Origin of the sequence: Actinosynnema pretiosum (assembly GCF_024171695.1) — a bacterium.
In the GTDB taxonomy this organism is placed as follows: domain Bacteria; phylum Actinomycetota; class Actinomycetes; order Mycobacteriales; family Pseudonocardiaceae; genus Actinosynnema; species Actinosynnema pretiosum.
This window is the reverse complement of sequence record NZ_JAMTCF010000007.1, coordinates 259,873-281,143: the sequence shown is the minus strand read 5'-3', so window position 1 is coordinate 281,143 and position 21,271 is coordinate 259,873. Positions and strand designations below refer to the sequence as shown.

Below are 21,271 nucleotides of genomic sequence, written 5' to 3'. Positions count from 1 at the left end.
CCGTTGCCCCACAAGCGGACCCACGAGCGGCACCGCCTGCGGACCCGCACGAAAAAAGCCGAGGCGGGCCCCCGTGAGGGGTCCCGCCTCGGCTCTCGTCCGAACCACCGCGACCCCGCCGGGGGCCACCAGGGGAACTAGTGCGCGAAGTGCCGCGTCCCGGTCAGGTACACCGTCGCCCCGGCCGCCTCAGCAGCCGCGATCACCTCGGCGTCGCGGACCGACCCGCCGGGCTGCACGACCGCCCGCACGCCCGCCTGGAGCAGCACCTCCAGCCCGTCCGGGAACGGGAAGAACGCGTCCGAGGCCGCCACCGCGCCGGAGGCCCGCTCGCCCGCCCTGGACACCGCCAGGCGCGCCGCGTCGACCCGGTTGACCTGTCCCATGCCCGCGCCCACCGTCGCCCCGTCGTGGGCCAGCAGGATCGCGTTCGACTTCACCGCGCGGCACGCCCGCCAGGCGAACGCCAGGTCCGCGAGACCCCGCTCGTCCAGCGCCTCGCCGCACGCCAGGGTCCAGTTGGCCGGGTCGTCGCCCTCGGCCTCGATGGTGTCGGTCGCCTGGAGCAGCACCCCGCCGGACACCGCCCGGAACTCCGCACCGCCGCGCGCGGGCACCGGCGCGACCAGGATGCGCACGTTCTTCTTCCTGGTCAGCACGTCCACCGCCCCGTCGGCGTACGACGGCGCGATCACCACCTCGGTGAAGATCTCCGCGACCTGCTCGGCCAGCTCGACGGTCACCTCGCGGTTGGCCGCGATGACCCCGCCGAACGCGCTCACCGGGTCGCACGCGTGCGCCTTCCGGTGGGCGTCCGCGATCGCGCTCTCACCGGGCAGCGGCGAGACCGCGATGCCGCACGGGTTGGCGTGCTTGATGATCGCCACGCAGGGCAGCTCGTGGTCCCACGCCGCCCGCCACGCGGCGTCCGCGTCGACGTAGTTGTTGTACGACATCTCCTTGCCGTGCAGCTGCTCGGCGGTCGCCAGGCCCTCGGCGCCCCCGGTGTACAGGGCCGCGCCCTGGTGCGGGTTCTCGCCGTAGCGCAGCACCTGCTTGCGCTGCCAGGTCGCGCCGAACCACTCGGGGAACCCGGTCTCGTCCGGCACCAGCTCGCCGCCCATCCAGGACGCCACGGCGACGTCGTAGGACGCGGTGTGCCGGAACGCGTCGACGGCCAGCCGCTGCCGGTCGCCGAGCGTGAAGCCGCCCTCGCGGACCTGCTCCAGCACCCACGAGTACCGCGACGGGTCGACCACGACGGCGACGCTGGCGTGGTTCTTCGCGGAGGCGCGCACCATCGCGGGCCCGCCGATGTCGATCTGCTCGACGCACTCGTCGGCCGACGCGCCGGACGCCACGGTCTGCGCGAACGGGTAGAGGTTCACCACGAGCAGGTCGAACGCGGCGATGCCCAGCTCGTCGAGCTTCTCCACGTGGGCGGGCTTGCGCATGTCGGCGAGCAGGCCCGCGTGGACGCGCGGGTGCAGGGTCTTGACCCGGCCGTCCAGCGCCTCCGGGAAGCCGGTCACCTGCTCGACCGTCGTCACCGGGACCCCGGCGTTCGCCAGCGTCTTCGCGGTGCCGCCGGTGGAGACGATCTCGACCCCGGCCGCGTGCAGGCCGGTGGCGAGTTCCAGCAGGCCCGACTTGTCGGAGACCCCGATCAGGGCCCGACGAACCGGTCGCCGCTCGGCAGGAGTGGTCACGGGATGCTCACCTTTCGTCCGTTCACGGTGCAGCCCTCTCGGGCGAGTCGGGCGACCACGTCGACGAGAAGCCGCCGCTCCACCACCTTGATGCGCTCGTGCAGGCTGTCGACGTCGTCCTCGGGGAGGACCTCGACCGCCTCCTGGGCCAGGATCGGCCCGGTGTCCACCCCGCCGTCCACCAGGTGCACGGTGGCACCGGTGACCTTGACGCCGTAGTCGACGGCGTCGCGGACGCCGTGCGCGCCGGGGAAGGCGGGCAGCAGCGCGGGGTGGGTGTTGACCATCCGGCCGCCGAAGCGGGCCAGGACGGCCGGTCCCAGGATCTTCATGAACCCGGCGGAGACCACCAGGTCCGGCTCGTGCGCCTGGACCGCGTCGGCGAGGGCGGTGTCCCACTCCTCGCGGGTGGCGTGGTCGCGCAGCCGCACGGCGAATCCGGGGACGCCCGCGCGCTCGGCGCGGGCCAGGCCCTCGATGCCGGTGCGGTCCGCGCCGACCGCGACCACCCGGATGGGGTAGTCGGGGGAGGCGGCGGCGTCCAGCAGCGCCTGCAGCAGGGTGCCGGAGCCGGAGACGAGGACGACGACCCTCGCGGGGACGGGAAGCCGGAGTGTGGTCGCGGCGCTCAGCGTGCTTCTCCTTGCTGGGGACTGTCACAGCTCGGCAGCAGCCTAGGCGCTGGCCGCGCGGCAGCGTCCGCCAGGGCCGGTTGAGACCCTGGTCAGGGGATGTGCGGGGTCCGGGCGCGGACCGGTGCGGCCCGCGCCCGGTGGTCAGCGCCGGGGCGCGGGGCCGGGTCCCGCCGGGTCGTCGGGGAGGTCGCCGTCCAGGTCCTCCAGCTCGCGGAACTCCGCCAGGTGGCTGAACTCGGACTCGTCCACCTCCTCGTAGCCGTCGGGGGCGCGGCGCTCGGCGGGGGCCTCGGGGACCTCGTCGGCGAGGTCGGCGCCCGCGAGGTCGTCCGCCGTCCGCTCGGCCTCGGCGAGCTCGTCCTCGGACAGCTCGTCGGCGAACCCGTCGTCCGGCTCGTCCTCCAGCTCGTCGGACAGCTCGTCGTCCGGGTCGTCGTCGAGCCCGTCGTCCGGGTACTCGTCGTCCAGCTCCCGCTCGGCCAGCTCCTCGGCGCGCTCGTCCTCCGCCAGCTCGGCCGCGAGCTCCTCCTCCGACAGCTCCTCGTCGGCGAGCTCGTCCTCGGACAGCTCGTCGTCCAGCAGCTCGTCGTCGGCCAGCTCCTCGTCCAGGTACTCGGCGTCCTCGTCGTACTCGTACCCGTCCTCGTCGTACTCGGCGTCCGGGTCGACCACGTCAGCCTCGTCGTCATCGGCGTCGGTGTCGTCGTCGGCGTCGTCCGCGCCCGCCACGACCGCCGCGCCCGCGACCCCTGCGGCGGCTGCGGCAGCGGCCTCACCGCCCTTGCCCCGCTTGACCTTCTCCTTCTTCACCCTCGGCGGCCGAGGACCGGTCAACCAGGCGATCAGCGCGCCGGGCACCCCGACCCACCCCAGCACGAGCAGCGCGGCGAGCCCGGCGGGCACGGTCACCGGGCTGAACGACCCGCCGCCCAGGTCCCCGCCCGCGACGGCGGCGAGCACGAGCATCCCCACCCCGGCCGTCAGCGCGGCCACTAGGGCGGCCCTGATCCGCAGCACCGGCGTCTCCGCCGCGTTGCGCAGGTACAGCCCCACGACCACGCCGATCACCGCCGGGAGCACCAGCACCGCCGACAGGAACGTGCTGTGGTGGTCCGGCATGGCCGCCAGCAGCGGGACGGCGGGCACCGGCCCGCCGACGAACTCCAGCGGCGTCACCAGCACCGAGCCGAACGAGAACCCGGCGCCCACCAGGTACGCCACGGTCGCGACGACCGCGTTCGGCAGGTACCCGACGCACAGCAGCCAGATGCCCAGCCCGCTGCCCACCGTGCCGCCGAGGTCCTCGAACAGGCCGCTGGTGACCGGCCACTCCAGCGCGAGCCCGACCGCCAGCAGCAGCGACCCGGCGGCGGTGAGCGCGAACAGCGCCAGCGCGCCGCCCCACAGCCCCCGCCGCACCACCGGGTCGACCCGCTCGAACAGCACCTCGATCAGCCCGCACCGCTCCGCGACCCCGGCGACGGCCGCGATCCCGGACACCGCCGCCGAGCCGAAGAACGCCACGGCGGGCGTCGCCTGGACCGGTCCGCTGTCGCCCATCAGGAACGCGATGAGCCCTCCGGTGGCCGCGTGCGCGCCCGCGATGCTGAGCACCACCGAGCGGGCCTGGAGGGGCTCGAAGAGGCCGAGCCGGTCGGCCGCGCTGGCCGCCGCCCGGTACACCAGCAGCATCACCAGCGCGGTCGGCAGCAGGGGCAGCACGCCGAGGTCGCCGCCGCCGACGCGCAGCGGCACGTGGTGCGCGGCCAGCCAGCCGGGGGCCGCCGCCGCGAGCACGCCCGTCGTGGAGAAGGAGGCGTGCGCGGCCGTCGAGGAGATGAGGGCGAGGAGCGCGGCCACGGCCGCGTAGCCGAGGACCACGGAGCCCGCGGCGGTCATGGTGAGCACGCGCGCGTGCTCGGCGCGGGAGAACTCCGGTGGGCGGACCGAGTCGGCCACGCCGTGCGAGGTGGATTGCAGCACCGCCATCGCTCCACTGTGTCAGCCCGGCGCCCTGCTCCTCACGGCGGCGCGCCGGACATGGCAGGAGGGGTGGCGCCGGTCGCCCGGCGCCACCCCTCCCGTGGTCTTCCCCGACTCAGCCCTGGGGCTGGCCGTAACCGCCTGCGGGCGGCTGGCCGGGCTGCTGGCCCGGCTGGCCGAACTGGCCCGGCTGCGACAGGTAGGACGTCGGCTGCGGGGCGTTCGGCTGCTGCTGCGGAGCCGGGCTCTGCTGCGGGAACGACCCGGAGGGCACGCCGTACTGCTGGGCGGGCTGGGCGGGCTGGGCGGGCTGGGCCTGCGGCTGGCCGGGCTGCGCGGGCTGCCCCGGCTGCTGCGGGAACGCCCCGGACTGCGGGTTCCAGCCGCCGGGCTGGCCCTGGCCGTACGGGGAGGCGGGCTTCGGCTCCATCTTGACGACGCCGAGCTCCAGCAGCAGCGCGAAGACGATCGCGGCGGCCTGGAGCAGCGCGATGATCAGCACGATGATCTGCATGGCGGAGACGCTCAGCGGCGTCTTCACCGTGGCCTGCAGGACCTGCAGCGTCGCGACCACGGACAGGATCGCCGCCACCGGCAGCGACTTGAACGTGGGCACCAGCAGCGGCAGCGCGGCGAGCGCGCCCGCGATCAGTAGGTAGTCGCTGCTCGCGTACACGCCGTCGGCGAACGCGAGCAGGTACGCGACGACCGCGAGGCCGACGGCGGCCAGCGGGAGGATCAGCTTCAGGTTGGGCCCCGACGCAGGCTGCGCCGGAGACGGCTGCTGCTGCGGGGCGCCGTACGGCACGGACATGGTTGAGGTCTCCTCGTCGACCGAGCGGGAGCTAGCGGCGGGATGCACGCTAGCCGATGCGCACTCTCCGACGGCGACCGCCGCACGGCGGTTCCCCTGGTTGCGCTATTCCAGAGTGCCCGAAAAGCGACGAGGGTCACCCCCAAGTTAGGGGTGACCCTCGTCGCTCGTCCGATCGGGCTATCAGCCGATGGTGGACATGATCTCGCGCATGAGCGCGGCGGTCTCGCTCGGCGTCTTGCCGACCTTGACGCCCGCGGCCTCCAGCGCCTCCTTCTTGGCCTGGGCGGTGCCCGCCGAGCCGGAGACGATCGCGCCCGCGTGGCCCATGGTCTTGCCCTCGGGCGCGGTGAAGCCCGCGACGTAGCCGACGACCGGCTTGGTCACGTTGTCCTTGATGTAGGCCGCCGCGCGCTCCTCGGCGTCGCCGCCGATCTCGCCGATCATCACGATCGCCGCGGTCTCCGGGTCGGCCTCGAAGGCCTCCAGCGCGTCGATGTGGGTGGTGCCGATGATCGGGTCGCCGCCGATGCCGATGGCGGTGGAGAAGCCGAAGTCCCGCAGCTCGTACATCATCTGGTAGGTCAGGGTGCCGGACTTCGACACCAGACCGATCTTGCCCGCGCCGGAGATGTTGGCCGGGATGATGCCCGCGTTCGACTGTCCGGGGCTGATCAGGCCGGGGCAGTTCGGACCGATGATCCGGGTCTTGTTGCCGGTGGCGACGGCGTGCGCCCAGAACACGGCGGTGTCGTGCACCGGGATGCCCTCGGTGATCACGACGGCCAGGCCGATGCCCGCGTCGATCGCCTCGATGACCGCGGCCTTGGCGAAGGCCGGGGGCACGAAGATGACGGTGACGTCGGCGCCGGTGGCCTCCATGGCGTCCGCGACGCTGCCGAAGACCGGCAGGACGGTGCCGTCGAAGTCGACCTTCTCGCCCGCCTTGCGCGGGTTCACGCCGCCGACGATGGTGGTGCCGGAGGCCAGCATCCGCTTGGTGTGCTTGGTCCCCTCGGCGCCGGTCATGCCCTGGACGATGACCTTGCTGTCCTTGGTGATGAAGATCGCCATCGTCGTCAGACCCCCGCAGCCGCGAGCTCGGCGGCCTTGTCGGCCGCGTTGTCCATAGTGTCCACCACGGTCACGAGCGGGTGGTTCGCCTCGGCCAGGATGCGGCGGCCCTCTTCGACGTTGTTGCCGTCGAGGCGGACGACCAGCGGCTTGGTGGCCTCGTCGCCCAGGATCTCCAGGGCCTTGACGATGCCGTTGGCGACGGCGTCGCACGAGGTGATGCCGCCGAAGACGTTCACGAAGACGCTGCGCACGTCCGCGTCGCCCAGGATGATCTCCAGGCCGTTGGCCATGACCTCGGCGGACGCGCCGCCGCCGATGTCGAGGAAGTTCGCGGGCTTGACGCCCTTGTGCTTCTCACCGGCGTAGGCGACGACGTCGAGCGTCGACATGACCAGCCCGGCGCCGTTGCCGATGATGCCGACCTGGCCGTCGAGCTTGACGTAGTTGAGGTCCTTCTCCTTGGCCTTGGCCTCCAGGGGGTCCTCGGCCTGCTTGTCGACCAGCTCGGCGTGCGCCGGGTGGCGGAAGGAGGCGTTGTCGTCCAGGGTGACCTTGCCGTCGAGGGCGACGATCTTGCCCTCGGGGTCGCGGACCAGCGGGTTCACCTCGACCAGCGTGGCGTCCTCCGCGACGAAGGTCTCCCACAGCTTGACGATGGTGTCGGCGACCTGGTCGGCCACCTCCGCCGGGAACTTGGCGGCGGCGACGATCTCGTCGGCCTTCGCCCGGTCCACGCCCTTGACCGCGTCGATCGCGATCTTGGCGAGGGCCTCGGGGTTCTTGACCGCGACCTCTTCGATCTCCATGCCGCCCTCGACGGAGGCCATGGCGAGGAAGGTGCGGTTCGCGCGGTCCAGCAGGAACGAGAAGTAGTACTCCTCGGCGATGTCGGACGCGGGGGTCACCAGCACGCGGTGCACGGTGTGGCCCTTGATGTCCAGGCCGAGGATGCCGGTGGCCTTCTCCTCGGTCTCGGCCGGGGTCGTGGCCAGCTTGACGCCGCCCGCCTTGCCCCGGCCGCCCGTCTTGACCTGGGCCTTGACGACGACGGTGGTGCCGAGCTGCTCGGCGATGGCCTTGGCCTCGGCGGCGGTGCTCGCCACTTCGCCCGGCAGCACCGGGACTCCGTGGGCGGCGAAGAGGTCCTTCGCCTGGTACTCGTACAGGTCCACTCGGGTCTCCTGCGACGTCGGTGTCGGACACCGCGTCCCGGTGCGGTCCCGGTGTGTCCGGCGCTCCAGGCGTGAGCCTGGTGCCCTCACGCCCAGGCGTCACCTGGAACGCCGGCATAGCCGTGGGGGGACCGGCTCGACGCGGCTGCGGAAGACACTATCGACCAGCGCGGACCGGACCGCATCCGCTGCAAGTGAAGTCGGTCATAGCGGCGGTGAAGTAGATCACCGGACCGGTTCAGCGGTTGCGAGCGACGCTCGCGACCGCCGCGACGACGGCGGTGGCCGTGGCGACCGCCGCCAGCCACAGGCCGGGACCGGGCGCGGCCTCCTCGGCGCGGGCGGAGGTGAGCGGGTACTCCAGGACGCGGGTGAGCAGCACCAGGGCGATGCCGCTGAGCAGCGCGGCGCCCGCCGCGGCGCGGGCCTTCCCGGCCACGGCGAGCCCGACCAGGACGGTGGCCAGCGCGGCCATCAGGCCCCACGAGCCCAGCCGCAGGTCAAGGAGCGGGACGGGGGTGAGTTCGGGAGCTTTGATCACCGGGAGCGCGAACGCGCCGACGGCCAGCAGGCCCGTGGTCACCAGCGCCCCGACCAGCGGCAAGGACCGCCCGGTCGGGGGTTCCTCCTCGGTCTCGTCGCGCTCGGCCGCGCCCGCGAGGAGGACGAGGACGGCGGCGACCGCCGCGAGGACGACGGCGACGGCGGTCAACCACGCGCCCGGTCCCGGCTCGATCCGGCCGAGGGAGACCGCGAGCTGGCTGCCCGAGGTGACCTGGGTGGCGGCGTGGGCGGAGTCGAGGGCGCCGAAGCCCGCGAGCGGCACGGTCGCCAGCGCGGCGGCCAGCGCCGGGCGCGCGCGGGGCGTGAAGCGGACGGCGGCGCCCAGCGCGAGCACGAGCAGGCCCGAGGGCCACAGCAGGCGCGCGGAGTAGCCGTCGGGCGCGGTCAGGGCGGGCGGCAGCGCCAGCTGCGGCAGGAGCGCGCCCGCGAGGGCCGCGACGCCCGCGAGCACGGCGAGCGCGGCGGTGGCCAGGTGCAGCCTGCGCGGGCCGGGCAGGGCGACCACGTCGTCGCGGGGCGGGTTGGTCGGGATGATCGCGCCGAGGGCGATGACCGCGCCGATCAGCACCTGGATCGGGCCGAGGGTGGGCAGGAGCACGTCGGTGGCGCGGGGGGCGACCACCCACGGGGTCGCGGCGGCGGCGAAGGTGAGGGCGGTCGCCAGCAGGACGGCGCGGCGCGTCTCCGCGCCGAGCGCCCCCGCGAGGAGGCAGAGCAGGAGGGCGGCGGCGCAGCGCAGCAGGCCGCCCGCCAGCTCGAAGCCCTGGGTGTCGAGGACGGCCTTGGGCTTGAGGAAGATGTCCCGCGAGGCGAACGGGGCGGAGAACAGGCCTGCGGCGGCGAGCGCGCCCGCGAGCCCGGAGAGGGCGAACCGGGGGCGCTCGGGGAACTCGTCGCGCAGCGCGGGCAGCGCGAGCAGGCCCGCCACGACCAGCAGGGCGCGCCCGACCAGCAGGACCCACAGGCCTGCGCCGGGGACGGGCTCGGCGATGGTCGTGACGTACAGCTCGGGGCGCGACGCCCGACCGGGGTCGGTGGCGATCTGGAGGTCGGAGACCAGGCCCGCGAACGCGAACGCGGCGGGCGGCACCAGCGCGGCGGCTGCTGCCCCGAGGCGGCGGCGGGCCAGCAGCACCCCGGCGGGGACCACCACGAGCACCGCGAGCACCGCGAGCAGCGGGGCGGCGTTCCACGCGGGGGTCGCGTCGGTCACGCCCAGGAAGGGGGCGACGGCCACCAGGAGGGCGCCCGCGCCACCCAGGCCGAGCGCCGCGCGGAGCCTGATCGCGGCAGGGGGCGCCTGCTCAGCGGTTCCGATCACCGGCCCGACGCTAGCAAAAGCGCGGTGCGTGACGGGGGGCGCGCGGAGGGTCGCGGGATCGGCGCGGGGATCGGCGCTGGAACGGCGCGGGGAGCGGTGCGGGAACGGCGAGGCAAGCGGTGCGGGATCGGCGCAGGATCGGCCTGGGGAGCGGTGCGGGATCGGCACGGCGAGCGGCACGGGATCGGCGCGGGGGCCGCCTCAGGAACCGGCCAGGAGATCAGCCCGGAAATCGGCGCGAAGATCGGCGGCGGAAGCGGGAATCAACCGGGCACGGCTCCGGTTGTGCCGGGTGCGGGGCGTAGGGGTCGCCTCGCACGGGGAGCGGGACTCGGGGCACGAGGGCAGGGGACAACGGGGAGGACCGCGTTCGACGCGGGTAGTGGAGCAGCAGCGGGGCAGGCCGGGAGCAGCGGCTGGCGGCGCGAAGAGCAGCAGCCGGGCAGGTCGGAGAGCAAGAGCAGGACGACCTGGGAAGCACCGTCCGGACGCTCTGGAAAGCACCAGCCGGACGACACTGGGAGCAGTGGCCAGGCGGCGCGAAAAGCAGCATCCGGGCGATGCGGGAAGCAGCGGCCGGACGGCGTGGGAAGCAGCGGTCAGGCAGCGCGGGTTGGCGGGCGCGGGTCGATGCGGGAAGCAGTAGCCAGGCAGCGCGAGGCGCAGCGGCCAGGCGATACGGGAGCAGCGGCCAGGCGATGCGGGGCGCAGCAGCCGGGCGACGCGGAAGCAGCGGCCAAGCAGCGCGGGTCGGCGGGCGCGGGTCGGTGCGGGAAGCAGTAGCCGGGCAGCGTGGGGCGCAGCGGCCGGGCGATGCGGGTTTGCGGGCGCGGGCCGGTTGTTCTCGCTGGTAGTCGGCCTGGAACAGGGGTCGCGCCGGGAATCGGGGGACGAGCGCGGCGGCGGATGATCTTCACCCACCTGTGCGATTCCACAAAAGTCCGCGACCAGGTCGTTTGGTGTCCGATCCTCCGGGAACCCGATTTGTGCCGGTTGTGCCGCGTTCGGGGACGAGGCCCGTCGGCGAAGGGGATCGGAACAGCAGGACCGAGGTGGGCAGGACCGGTCGGCGAGGGCGCTTCGGGGGCGTCGGACCGACCGGGAGGCGTTGACCGGGACACCGGGCAGCGCGGAGCCGAGGCTCGACGACGTCTCACGGCCGGCCATGACCAGGCCCCGGCCGGAAGACGTCGGGAACTCGGCGACAGCCCGCCCGGCGGCGGCCAGCGGCCCACCGGGCGCGCGGCGACAGCCCGCCGGGCAGCCACGTCCCGGTTCCGCTTGCTCGCGCTCGCGCGTGTGACGCGCGCCCGTGCGTGACGCCCGCGTGTGACGCACGCGTGCGTTCAGCAGGCTCCGCGCGAATCACCCGGACCGGGAGGCGCCCGGTCGACCGGTGAGCGGCAGGCCCACGAGCACTCGCCGGAATCGCGCGGAACGCCCCGCGATCGGGCGGTGACATAACGCGCGTGATGGTTCCGAGATCGGTCACAGCGGGTCGCCGAGGGCTCCGAGCGCCTTCCCGAACCCCGTGGAGCGGACATAGGGGTCGACCGCGCGCCCATGTGATTCGGAATCGTCCGAGGTCACAGGACCCCCTCAACACCGGCCGCCACTTTCCGCATTCGCGCGGTCACAAAGGGTTGCGCAGATCACTCCGAAGGACGAAGTGCGACCGAAGTGGGCCCTGTTGCATCCCACGGCGCGGGGGATACGTGATTCGGGTCACCAACTTTTGACCATTGACATGAGGGCGATTCACGTGTCGGTGGGTCCATTCACCCAAAAAGGGGACATAAAGGCTCGCCCTATCGTGCCTGCAAGCGCCAGGTTTGCTCACTCTCCAGTCACCGGCCGTCACAGATCCGTATTCCTGTCCACCGCTCGGCCGCAATTCGGTGGACAGGGGGACGGGGGATTGCCCTCGAGGCTCCGGCCCCGTTACTGTCCCCCGGTCCGTTGTCACAGTCTGGTCACGACCAGGACAAGGAGTCGGTTCCCCGACCGGCTCACCGGGATCCCCCGCCCGGAGTCCTCGACCCGACTCCCCGAAGACGGAAGGCCTGGTCTTGTCTCGACACCGCTCCCCCGGCGGCAGTACTGACAGCGCAGTGCTCGACGAAGCCGTCGACCGTGCGTCCACCCGAGAGGTGAGCACGCACCGGTTGCCGCCGCCGCCGTCCTCGCTGCGCGGTCGCGTCGTGGTCGCCGCCGTCGCGGTCGGCGCGTTCGCCGCCGCAGGCGCCGCGCAGACCGTGCAGGCGCTCGGCGGCCCCACGCAGTCCGCCTCCGACGAGATCACCCCGCTGGCCGCCTCGGCGCCCGACGGCGCCGCCGCGTTCGGCGTCGGCGGCGACGAGGCCCCGGCCGCGCCGCAGATCATCCCGGTCGCGAAGACGATCGATGCCGCCTCCGAGGCGCAGAAGCTCGCGAAGAGCCAGCAGATCGTCGAGCAGCGCGAGGCCGCCGAGGCCGAGCGCCTGCGCCCCAAGTTCGTCTCCCCCGCCCAGGGCGTCTTCACCTCCGGTTACGGCGGTCGCTGGGGCACCGTGCACTACGGCATCGACATCGCGGGCCCCACGGGCACCCCGATCCTGTCGGCCGCCGACGGCACCGTCCTGGAGGCGGGCACCGCGAGCGGCTTCGGCCTGTGGGTGCGCGTGCTGCACGACACCGGCGAGGTCACCGTCTACGGCCACGTCGACAGCTACAGCGTGTCCAAGGGCCAGCGGGTCAAGGCGGGCGAGCAGATCGCGCGCATGGGCAACCGCGGCGTCTCCACCGGCACCCACCTGCACTTCGAGGTCTGGGAGTCGGACGGCGGGCTCAAGCTGAACCCGCAGACCTGGCTCAACGCGCGCGGAATCGTGGTCTGACCGAAGGTCGACCGGCGGGCCGCGAGGCCCGCTCGGCCCTGGCGGGCACCATCCCGACCAGGGCGGAGCACCCGAGCACGGGCCAGGCCGCGGGGCGACCGCTGTGGTGGAGAACCGCGCCGTCGCCCCTGAGCACCCGGAGCCCCGCTCCCGGCACGCCCTCGCGCGCGTCGCGCTGCACCGGCACCAGCGGCGGCAGGGCGGGCGCGTCCTGGACCTGGCCGTGCTCCGAGCCCGCCTGCTCCGCCGAGGAGCGGGAGCCGCCCGAGGCCCGCTGGGACTGCTCGGCTGCGCGCTGTTCCACTGAAGAACTCCTTCGCTCGCGTGCTCGTTCACCAAGATCGACGCGCGGGGGCATCACCCGGTTGCCCTCGGTGACCCCGCCGATCTCGCCCCTGCCGATCGTGCCCCCACCGATCCCCCGCGCGACGCGCCCACCGCCTCAGACCGTCCAGGAGCCCCCCGAGCGCCCGTCCGGCCCTCGGCGACCGGAACGGCGTTCTCACCCCGCTGCGCGGCCCTCACGGGCCTCGAACGGGCTTCCTCCGCCGAACGGGTGACCTGACGGCGCACGGCCCCTCCCGCGCCCCGCCCGAACCAGTGCGCTCAGCTAAGCAGAGGGGTCCGACAATTCCGGGCCGCGCGAGGTGGCAGGACGGGTGCGGAACGGGTGCGCGGCCCCCGACCTGCGGCGGAACCGGCCCGAACGCCTCGTGCGGGCGGTGGACCAGGTAGCCCGGTGGTCCGGGCGAGCGCGAGACCCTCGTAAAGCCCGGCCCGGTGACGCCCGAGCCCGTGGAGCGCGGCGACCCCGGAAAGCACGGCGGCCGGGTCGCGAAGCGCGACCCGGCCGTTCCCCGACTGCCCCCGTGCACATCCCCCGACGCGCCCGGCGGTCCGCTCCCCCGCGAACCCCCGGAGCCACCAGCGGGCCCCCGTCGACCGGCGCCGAACCCGCGCTGCGCAGCAGTGCGAGACCACCGACCGCTGCACCACAGCCCCCGCTGCGGCCCAGTTGGTTCGGCTCTTCCGCCTCACCCGGTCGTCCCGCCCCGGTCATCCCGCTCGTGACACCTAGGAAGACGCCCGTGCCCGAACGTGGTTGCGCGCGCGCCCGGAACAAACCCGAAAAAAGCGGGGACCCGGCCGCCGAGGCGACCGGGTCCACGAGAAGCGCAGGTCAGAGCTTCGTCATCGGCACGCTGCCGATCAGCATCAACCGGACCTTGCCCGAGGCGCCGCCGAAGTCGATGGTGGCCGTCGCGCGCGGTCCGCCCACGCCGTCCACGGACACCACGCTGCCCAGCCCGTACTTGTCGTGCGTGACCCGGTCGCCGACCTCCAGCTTGAGCGAGGGCCCGCTCTGCATCCCCTTGGCCGTCCCGGACCGGGCGCCGAAGGTGCTCGTCGCGCCGCCCCTGCTGCCGCTCCACGTGGTCGGCGCGGACGGCGCCGACCGGCGCGGCTCGGCGCGCTTCCACTCCAGCAGGTCGGCCGGGATCTCGTCCAGGAACCGCGACGCCGGGTTGGCCGCGGGCTGGCCCCAGGCCGAGCGCACCAGCGCCCGCGACAGGTACAGCCGCTGCTGGGCGCGCGTGATGCCCACGTACGCGAGCCTGCGCTCCTCGGACAGCTCGGCCGGGTCGCCCAGCGCGCGGGTGTGCGGGAAGACGCCGTCCTCCCAGCCCGTGCAGAACACGACCGGGTACTCCAGGCCCTTCGCGGTGTGCAGCGTCATCAGGGTGACCACGCCGTCGCTCTCCGCGTCCGGCAACTGGTCGGCGTCGGCGACCAGCGACACCCGCTCCAGGAAGGCGTCCAGCGACCCGGCGACCGGCTGCCCCTCCTCGGGCGCGACCGGCTCGCCATCGGGCTCCACGGCGCTCAGCTCGCCGAACTCGCGGGCCACGGTCACCAGCTCGTTCAGGTTCTCCACGCGGGTGTGGTCCTGCGGGTCGTCGCTGGCCTCCAGCTCGGCCCGGTAGGCGGTGCGGTCCAGCACCTCCTCCAGCACGGACGCCACGTCGTCGCCGCGCTCGACCCCGGCCCGCAGCTCGTCCAGCAGCTCGACGAACCCGGCGATGGCCCGCTGGGAGCGCGGGTTGAGCAGCGGCACCTCGCCTGCGACGGCGGCGCGCAGCGCGGTGGCGAAGCCGACCCGCTCCCGCTCGGCGTAGGTGGCCACGCACGCCTCGGCCCGGTCGCCGATGCCGCGCTTGGGCACGTTCAGCACCCGGCGCAGCGACACCGCGTCGTCCGGGTTGGCCAGCACCCGCAGGTAGGCCAGGGCGTCGCGCACCTCGCGCCGCTCGTAGAACCGGACGCCGCCGACGACCTTGTAGGGCAGGCCGAGGCGGATGAAGATCTCCTCGAACACGCGCGACTGGTTGTTGGTCCGGTAGAACACGGCGATCTCGCCGTTGTTCGCGTCGCCGCCGTCGACCAGCCGGTCGATCTCGCGGGCCACGAACGCGGCCTCGTCGTGCTCGTTGTCCGCGACGTAGCCGACGATCTTCTCGCCGTCGCCGAGGTCGCTCCACAGCCGCTTGTCGCGCCGGTCCGGGTTGCGCGAGATGACCGCGTTCGCGGCGGTCAGGATGGTCTGGGTCGAGCGGTAGTTCTGCTCCAGCAGGACCGTGGTGGCCTGCGGGTAGTCGCGCTCGAACTCCACGATGTTGCGGATCGTGGCGCCCCGGAAGGCGTAGATGGACTGGTCGGCGTCGCCGACCACGCACAGCTCGGCGGGCGGCACGCCGTCCGAGCCGGTGCCGACCAGCTCGCGCACCAGCGTGTACTGGGCGTGGTTGGTGTCCTGGTACTCGTCGACCAGCACGTGCCGGAACCGGCGGTGGTAGTGCTCGGCGACGGCCGGGTTGTTCTGGAGCAGCTCGACCGTGCGCATGATCAGGTCGTCGAAGTCCATCGAGTTCGACTCGACCAGCCTGCGCTGGTAGGCGCCGTACACCTCGGCGACGCGGCGCTCCAGGTCGTTGCCCGCCACCTCGGCGGCGTGCGCCGGGCCGACCAGCTCGTTCTTCAGGTTCGAGATGTGGATGGCCAGCGTGCGCGCCGGGTAGCGCTTGGGGTCGAGGTCCAGGTCGCGGGCGACCAGGGTGATGAGGCGGCGGGTGTCGTCCGAGTCGTAGATCGAGAAGCTGGACGAGATGCCGAGGGCCTTGTGCTCCCGGCGCACCAGGCGCACGCACATCGAGTGGAAGGTCGACACCCACATCGAGCGGGCGCGCGGGCCGACCAGGTCGGCGACGCGCTCCTTCATCTCGGCGGCGGCCTTGTTGGTGAAGGTGATGGCCATGATCTCGCCGGGGTGCGCGCCGCGCTCGGCGAGCAGGTGGGCGATGCGGCGGGTGAGCACGCGCGTCTTCCCCGACCCCGCGCCCGCGACGACGAGGAGGGGGGAACCCGCGTGCTCAACCGCCCTGCGCTGCGCCGGGTTGAGCCCGTCGAGCAGCGACGCGGAGCCGGAGGAGGGGGGACTTGAGGGCAAGTCGAACAAGGCGCTCATCGTGGACCCACGGTACCGCCTGCCCGCGTCACACCCCGGTCCCGCGCCGCTGTGGCATGATGGCGTTGTGCTCGCGGCTGCATTCTCCTTTTACTACGGGACCCGGACTCCGGCTCCCGTGGACCGCTAGCGCGCTCAATCCACCACGAAGCCCCGGAGTCCACAGGACTCCGGGGCTTCGTCGTTCCGGGGCCAGGACGCCGAGGCGGCGAACCCCGAGTCGAGAGGTCTTGAGATGAACAGCACCGACACCGCAGAGCAGGGCGCGGCGGGGCAGGGCGCGGCCGAGCAGGACGTCGACGCGCTGCGGCGGGAGATCGACCACCTGGACGCCGAGCTGCTGCGGCTGGTCAAGCGCCGGGTGGAGGTGTCCAAGGTGATCGGCGCGGCGCGGATGGCCGCGGGCGGGACCAAGATCGTGCACAACCGGGAGATCGACGTCATCAACCGGTACCGGGAGCTCGGGCCGGAGGGCCGCGACCTGGCGATGATCCTGCTGCGGCTGGGCCGGGGCGCGCTGGGGCGCTGACCCGGCGCCGCGCGCTTCACCCGGACGGGTGGAGTCGAGGCCTCGGACGAGCGGTGTCGGGAGGGCGGGCCCGCCGGGAGCACCCGGCGGGCCGCCCCGTCCCGCGCACCCGGTCCCGCGCACCCGGCCTGAGCGGGTGCGGCGGGACCGGCGGCTGACCGACCGGCCCGCCTGCGGCCCTGGGCGGGCCCGGCCCGGTTCAGCGGGCGAACTCCCAGCGGTCCGCGAGGGCGGCCCTGACCAGGGCGAGGTCGGCGTCCACCAGCTGGGTGTCGTCGGGCACGTAGGCCAGCGGGTCCTCCAGCAGGTCGAGCCCGAGCAGGCCCTCCACCAGCGCGTGCAGGCACAGCGCGGCGTACCCGCGCAGGTAGCCGCCCTCCTGGGTGAGCACCGTCGGCAGCCCCTCGGCCGCCACCCCGGCGCCGATCGCCCGGTAGCCGGCGGCGGTGAGGTTGTGCCTGCCGTTGGGGTCGAAGGCGGAGCCGTCGAAGCCGGAGGCGCACACCAGGAAGTCCGCGCCGAACTCGCGGACCGCCGGGAGCACCACCTCGTCCATCGCGCGCGCGTACGCGCGATCACCCGCGCCCAGGGACAGCTCGACGTTGACGTTGCCGAGCGCGGGCTCGTCCGGCGCGCCGGTCTGCCGGTGGTTCGCGCCCCACGGACCGTGCCGCATGTGGATCGACGCGGTCAGCACGTCCTCGGTGCCCGCGAACACCTCCTGGGTGCCGTTCCCGTGGTGCACGTCCCAGTCGAGCACGGCCACCCGCCGCCCGGCGCGGCGCGCGGTCTCGGCGACCAGCGCGGCGTTGTTGACCAGGCAGTAGCCGTCGGCGAGCCCCGGCTGGGCGTGGTGGCCGGGCGGGCGGACGAGCGCGTAGGCCAGCCGGGTGCGGCCGGAGGCGACCGCCTCGTACGCGGCGAGCGAGGTGCCCGCCGCCGCCAGCACGGCCGCCCATGAACCGGGTCCGACCAGCGTGTTCACCTCCAGCGCGACCCGCTCCGGCCCGGCGCAGGCGGCCCGCAGCGCGGCCAGGTAGCCGGGTTCGTGCACGCGCGCCAGCTCCTCCCCGGTGGCGGCGCGGCCGGTCGACCAGGTCAGGTGGCCCGCGACCGGGCCGTGCCGCAGCGCGTGCCGGAAGGTGCGCAGCCGGGCGGCGCTCTCCGGGTGCGGCTCGGGCTCGTCGAGCCAGTCCCACTCGCCGGGCAGCTCCCACAGGCCGGAGCCCGCGTCGTGCTCGAGGCAGGCGTCGTGCCAGAACATCTCCACGGCACCGGGGATATCAGACCGGAGGTATCAGGGCGATCACGGATGGTCCACCGCGAAAATCCGCGTGCACACTGGTCGCATGGACGTCATCGGCCTGATCACCGGTCTCATCGCCATCCTCGGCCTGCTCGCCACCCTCGCGCACGGCGGGTACCTCGCCGCGCTGAACTCCGCCGCCAAGAGCAAGGGCGCCTCGGGCGCGCCGATCGCCAACTACGTGCGCGGTCGCTGGAGCGTGGCGGGCGTGACCGTGGCCGCCGCCGCGGTCGGTCTGATCATCAACGGCGGTTCGAGCATCCCCGCGGACGTCATCGGCGCGGTCATCGCCGGTGGCGCGGGCCTCGCCGCGACGAACTCGCTGCAGGGCGCCCGGAAGCGGCTGAACAGCGGCAGCTGAACAGCGGCGGTCGATCCTTCACCTGAAGGTGTGCTGCTGCGCCACGCAGGGATGATGCGAGCCGCCGTCCGGTGCCCTCCCGCCTAGCCTGTGCCAGGCGGGAGGGGCTATCCACCATGAACTCCAGGGCGGACGAGCAGCGGCAGGGCAGGCACCGGCTTCCGGACGACGCGGCCGAGTGGGCCTCGATGGGCGGTCAGCTGCCCGTCGACGCGCCCGTGCCGCGCGACCCGCTGCACGACAGCGACGCGGTCGGGCTGAGCAAGTTCAACATCGGGATGGTGCCCGCATCGGTGACACCGCCCAAGACGTGGCGGCGCGCCGCGTGGTTCACGGTGATCTCGTCGGCGAGCGTGCTGGTGGGGTTGGCCGTGGCCGCGGTGGAGCTGGTCGGGCCGCCGAGGCCGGACGAGCCGTTCGCGCTGCCCTCCTACCCGGCGACCGGGCCGAGGCTGCCGGTGCTGACCACGACCGCGCCCCCGCCGGAGGCCCGGCCGGAGGAGCCGGAGGTCGAGGTGCTGGCCGACGCCGCGCCGAACCGGGTGGGCGGGGCGGTCGAGGGCCGCGCCGCCGCGCCCGCGCCGGGCGCCGCAGGCCAGGGCCCTGGGACCGGCGAGGGCGGCTGGACCGGCGAGCAGCGGGTGACCGCGCCGCAGGCCGGTCGGGCGAGCGCGCTGCCCGCACCGCCGCCGCAGGTGTGGGCGCCGGTGACGACCGTGGCGGGCGGGAGCGCCGCGCACGCGGACGTGCTGGCGATCGCCTCGCGCACCGAGGAGTTCTACCGGCAGGTGGCGCGGAGCGCGGACGCCGCGCTGGAGCTGGTGTCCGAGACCGTGCGGGGCGTGGTGGGGGCGCTGGTCGCCGAGCGCTTCGGCGAAGCCTCGGAGGTGCTGGTGACCGGGATCAGCGTGGACGCGGTGCGCGGGCTCAGCACCAGCACGCTGCTGGTGACGAACCGGGACGGCACGACCTCGACCGAGCAGCGGGAGCTGCTGTTCACCGTGGTGGGCGAACCGCTGATCAGCGGGGAGCGCCCGGTCCGCGAGCGCTGAGCGGCGTCCCGGCGGCCCGTCGGCGGACGCACCGCGAGTCTGCGCGGGCCCGCCGCTCCTGGGCCGTCCGGGGTGGTCCGCACGGCGCTGAACGCCACGAAGGGGTGAACTAGCGGGACGCGCTCTGGCTTTCCGCTGCTCTTGCACGGTAGTTCTGGCGGCCACCCAGGTAGATCGAGGAGCCGCCCGTGGAACGCGCCACCGCCACCGGTCGCAGGCACGCCCGCACTGGCTCGGTCAGCGTGGCCGAGCTGATCGGGAAGCAGCCGAACCGGTCGGGGCCCGCCGCGAACCGGGCACCCGCCATCTCCGTTGAGCTGATCGGCGAGGGGCGGCCCTGCGGCGGGCGGATCCAGGGCGGGCCGCTCGGCGGCGGGCGGTTCGGCCACGGCCCCGGCGGCTCCCTCGCGGACGGCCCCCTCGGCGGCGGGCCGGCGCCCCGGCCGGAGCACCCGGCGCGCCGGGCCGCGCGGGTGGTCGGCTGGATCACCGGGGCGCTGGTCCTGCTCGCGTCGGTGGTGTCGGCCGCGGTGCTGGCCGATCGGCGCGGGATCGGTCCCGCGCACCTGGGCGTCGAGGCCCCGCTGGTGATGACCGGGTCGTCCGCGCTGCGGCCGGACCTGCTGAGCGCGGAGCTGGGCGGGACGGTGGTGGTGGACTCGGGCCTGGTGGTCGACGGGCCGCTGCCGGTGCCGCAGCCCGCGTCGCCGGAGGTCGTGGTCGGGCCGAGGCCCCAGGTGGACGTGGTGCGGCGGTTCTTCGAGCTGCTGCCGACCCGGCCCGCCTCCGCGTCGGCGCTGCTGTCGCCGGACCTGGTGGGCGCGAGCCCGGCGGACTTCGTGGAGTCCTGGTCGCTGATCTCCGCGATCGCGGTGGAGTCGGTGGCTCCCAGGCCGGACGGGGCGGTGCTGGCCGTGGTGTCGATGCGGGAGCGGGACGGCGGCCTGCTGCGCGTGGAGCAGCTGTTCCGGCTGACCGGGGCCTCCGCGCCGAGGATCGTCGGCGCCGAGGTCATCTCGGCGCAGCGGAGCTGATCGCGGGCCGCCGCCGCACGCGCTGATCAACCTTGACGCTGAGTGACGGGAAGGTGAACCAGTTGGACGCACCGTCACCTGTCACTGTGATTGCCAGGGGAAAATCGGCCAAAGGGGTTACATAAAGGGTCACGATTCGGTATCCATGTTCCCGGCAAGGGTGTGTCGCACCCCTCCGGGAAAGGGTGGCTCGCGGTGTCGAACGAGGACAATCGCCGTCGACGTGACTACTCGGACGACCGCCTCTCGGTCGCCGAGCTGATCGCTCGCAGCGAGGCCGAGACCGTGCGCTTCACTCCGGTCTCCGCGCCCGTCGCCCCCCGCGCCGAGCAGACCGCCCGGCTGCCGCAGAAGCCGAAGTCCAGGCTCAACCTGTCCGGCCGCGAGCTGCACGTCACCGAGCTGCTGCGCCGCGAGGGCCGCCCCTCCGACGACAGCGCCACCGGTCGCGGCGTCTCGGTGCCCAAGCTGGTCGCGATGGCCAGCGGCGGCGTCGTGCTGACCGGCGCGGTCGCGTTCAGCGCCTCGCAGTGGATGTCGGCGCCGGACGAGCGCCCGCTGGCCGAGGTCCGCTTCGACGACCGCCAGGCCGCGCGCAGCCCCGGCAGCCTCACCGCGGACCTGGTCGGCGCGGCCCGCGACAGCCGGGACCAGGCCGAGGAGACCGAGACCGAGGCCCCGGCCACCACCGAGACCACGCAGCAGAGCACCGCGCAGGAGAAGCCGCGCCAGCAGCAGACCCAGCGCCAGCAGCAGCAGCAGCAGACCCAGCAGCGCTCGGGCGGCGGCAACCAGCAGCAGCAGCCGACCACCCCCGCGACGAAGACCCCGGAGCAGACGAGCGCGCCGACCACCCCGGTCACCCAGCCCTCGCAGCCCTCCACCCAGCCGTCGACGTCCACCCCCGCGCCGCCGCCCACCAGCGGGACCACGCCCCCGCCGTCGTCCTCGACCAACCCGCCCCCGGCGTCCGGCAGCGCGACCCCGGCCCCCACCAGCGGCGTCGACCTCGGCATCGACCTCGGCAAGGTGCTGGAGCCCGTCGGCGGCTTCGACTTCTTCGCCCCGGCCCCCTGACGGCCCGGCCGTGGGCGGCGCGACGGCCCTCCCGCCCCGGATCTTCACCCGATAAGGTGCTCTGCGATTGGGGCGTCCGGCGCGGGCCCCTGATCGGCACGCGACTCGCCTGCGAGCGCCACGGGCCCGAAGCGCGCACCCCGTCCGGGGTAGGCTCTGCGGGCGTGCGGTGGCCCACGCCGAACCCCGCGCACCGATCCGCACGACGAGGAGTCCCGAGCGTGAGAGCAGCCGTTGC

General features: G+C 74.1%; 16 protein-coding genes. 6 read left to right on the top strand and 10 right to left on the bottom strand.

Translation table 11 applies throughout. The annotated features are described in order from the left end of the window. Positions 1 to 137 precede the first annotated feature (137 nt). From purH to LV78_RS16750, 7 genes are all read right to left on the bottom strand, one after another. A complete protein-coding gene (purH, locus tag LV78_RS16780; protein WP_253846174.1) occupies positions 138 to 1,709 on the bottom strand; it encodes a bifunctional phosphoribosylaminoimidazolecarboxamide formyltransferase/IMP cyclohydrolase in 1,572 nt (523 codons plus the stop codon). Next, positions 1,706 to 2,341 (bottom strand): phosphoribosylglycinamide formyltransferase, encoded by a 636-nt coding sequence (purN, locus tag LV78_RS16775; protein WP_253846287.1) that lies wholly within the window; start codon positions 2,339 to 2,341, stop codon positions 1,706 to 1,708. Before purN ends, purH begins: the two co-directional genes overlap by 4 nt. Positions 2,342 to 2,485: 144 nt before the next feature. Continuing rightward, positions 2,486 to 4,333, bottom strand: coding sequence for a cell division protein PerM (locus LV78_RS16770; protein WP_253846173.1), 1,848 nt, complete (start codon positions 4,331 to 4,333; stop codon positions 2,486 to 2,488). A 109-nt stretch (positions 4,334 to 4,442) separates the two neighbouring features. Then, positions 4,443 to 5,141 (bottom strand): DUF5336 domain-containing protein, encoded by a 699-nt coding sequence (locus LV78_RS16765; RefSeq protein ID WP_253846172.1) that lies wholly within the window; start codon positions 5,139 to 5,141, stop codon positions 4,443 to 4,445. Between the two features lie 183 nt (positions 5,142 to 5,324). After that, entirely contained in the window at positions 5,325 to 6,215 is an 891-nt protein-coding gene (gene sucD / locus LV78_RS16760; protein ID WP_015805190.1) for a succinate--CoA ligase subunit alpha, read from the bottom strand. Between the two features lie 5 nt (positions 6,216 to 6,220). After that, positions 6,221 to 7,390 carry an ADP-forming succinate--CoA ligase subunit beta gene (gene sucC, locus LV78_RS16755; RefSeq protein ID WP_253846171.1) on the bottom strand — a complete coding sequence of 390 codons (1,170 nt, stop codon included), beginning with the start codon at positions 7,388 to 7,390 and terminating at the stop codon, positions 6,221 to 6,223. Between the two features lie 238 nt (positions 7,391 to 7,628). Then, a complete protein-coding gene (locus tag LV78_RS16750; protein WP_253846170.1) occupies positions 7,629 to 9,275 on the bottom strand; it encodes a hypothetical protein in 1,647 nt (548 codons plus the stop codon). A 2,201-nt stretch (positions 9,276 to 11,476) separates the two neighbouring features. Between LV78_RS16750 and LV78_RS16745 the strand changes: the two genes are divergently transcribed. Beyond that, the gene (locus LV78_RS16745; protein ID WP_253846286.1) at positions 11,477 to 12,151 is read left to right on the top strand and encodes a M23 family metallopeptidase; all 675 of its coding nucleotides are present in this window, start codon (positions 11,477 to 11,479) and stop codon (positions 12,149 to 12,151) included. On the opposite strand, the gene LV78_RS16740 is transcribed toward LV78_RS16745, so the two are convergent. Then, entirely contained in the window at positions 12,126 to 12,455 is a 330-nt protein-coding gene (locus LV78_RS16740) for a hypothetical protein (protein WP_253846169.1), read from the bottom strand. The two genes, LV78_RS16745 and LV78_RS16740, sit on opposite strands and share 26 nt — an antisense overlap. An 876-nt stretch (positions 12,456 to 13,331) precedes the next feature. Next, complete coding sequence (gene pcrA / locus LV78_RS16735) at positions 13,332 to 15,674, bottom strand: DNA helicase PcrA (protein WP_253846168.1); 2,343 nt, start codon at positions 15,672 to 15,674, stop codon at positions 13,332 to 13,334. A 235-nt stretch (positions 15,675 to 15,909) separates the two neighbouring features. Here pcrA and LV78_RS16730 point away from each other — a divergent pair, with 235 nt between their 5' ends. Beyond that, positions 15,910 to 16,203: a chorismate mutase gene (locus LV78_RS16730; protein ID WP_253846167.1), complete on the top strand. Its 294-nt coding sequence runs from the start codon at positions 15,910 to 15,912 to the stop codon at positions 16,201 to 16,203. Between the two features lie 199 nt (positions 16,204 to 16,402). Here the strand turns inward: LV78_RS16730 and LV78_RS16725 are convergent, their stop codons facing one another. Continuing rightward, positions 16,403 to 17,467 (bottom strand): arginase family protein, encoded by a 1,065-nt coding sequence (locus LV78_RS16725; protein WP_253846285.1) that lies wholly within the window; start codon positions 17,465 to 17,467, stop codon positions 16,403 to 16,405. A gap of 85 nt (positions 17,468 to 17,552) precedes the next feature. Between LV78_RS16725 and LV78_RS16720 the strand changes: the two genes are divergently transcribed. The 4 genes from LV78_RS16720 (at position 17,553) to LV78_RS16705 (ending at position 21,033) form a co-directional block, all read left to right on the top strand. Next, entirely contained in the window at positions 17,553 to 17,870 is a 318-nt protein-coding gene (locus LV78_RS16720) for a hypothetical protein (RefSeq protein ID WP_253846166.1), read from the top strand. A 116-nt stretch (positions 17,871 to 17,986) separates the two neighbouring features. Next, positions 17,987 to 18,922: a hypothetical protein gene (locus tag LV78_RS16715; protein WP_253846165.1), complete on the top strand. Its 936-nt coding sequence runs from the start codon at positions 17,987 to 17,989 to the stop codon at positions 18,920 to 18,922. Positions 18,923 to 19,110: 188 nt separating this feature from the next. After that, complete coding sequence (locus LV78_RS16710; protein WP_253846164.1) at positions 19,111 to 19,956, top strand: hypothetical protein; 846 nt, start codon at positions 19,111 to 19,113, stop codon at positions 19,954 to 19,956. 195 nt (positions 19,957 to 20,151) lie between these two features. Beyond that, entirely contained in the window at positions 20,152 to 21,033 is an 882-nt protein-coding gene (locus LV78_RS16705; RefSeq protein ID WP_253846163.1) for a hypothetical protein, read from the top strand. The last annotated feature ends 238 nt before the right edge of the window (positions 21,034 to 21,271 follow it).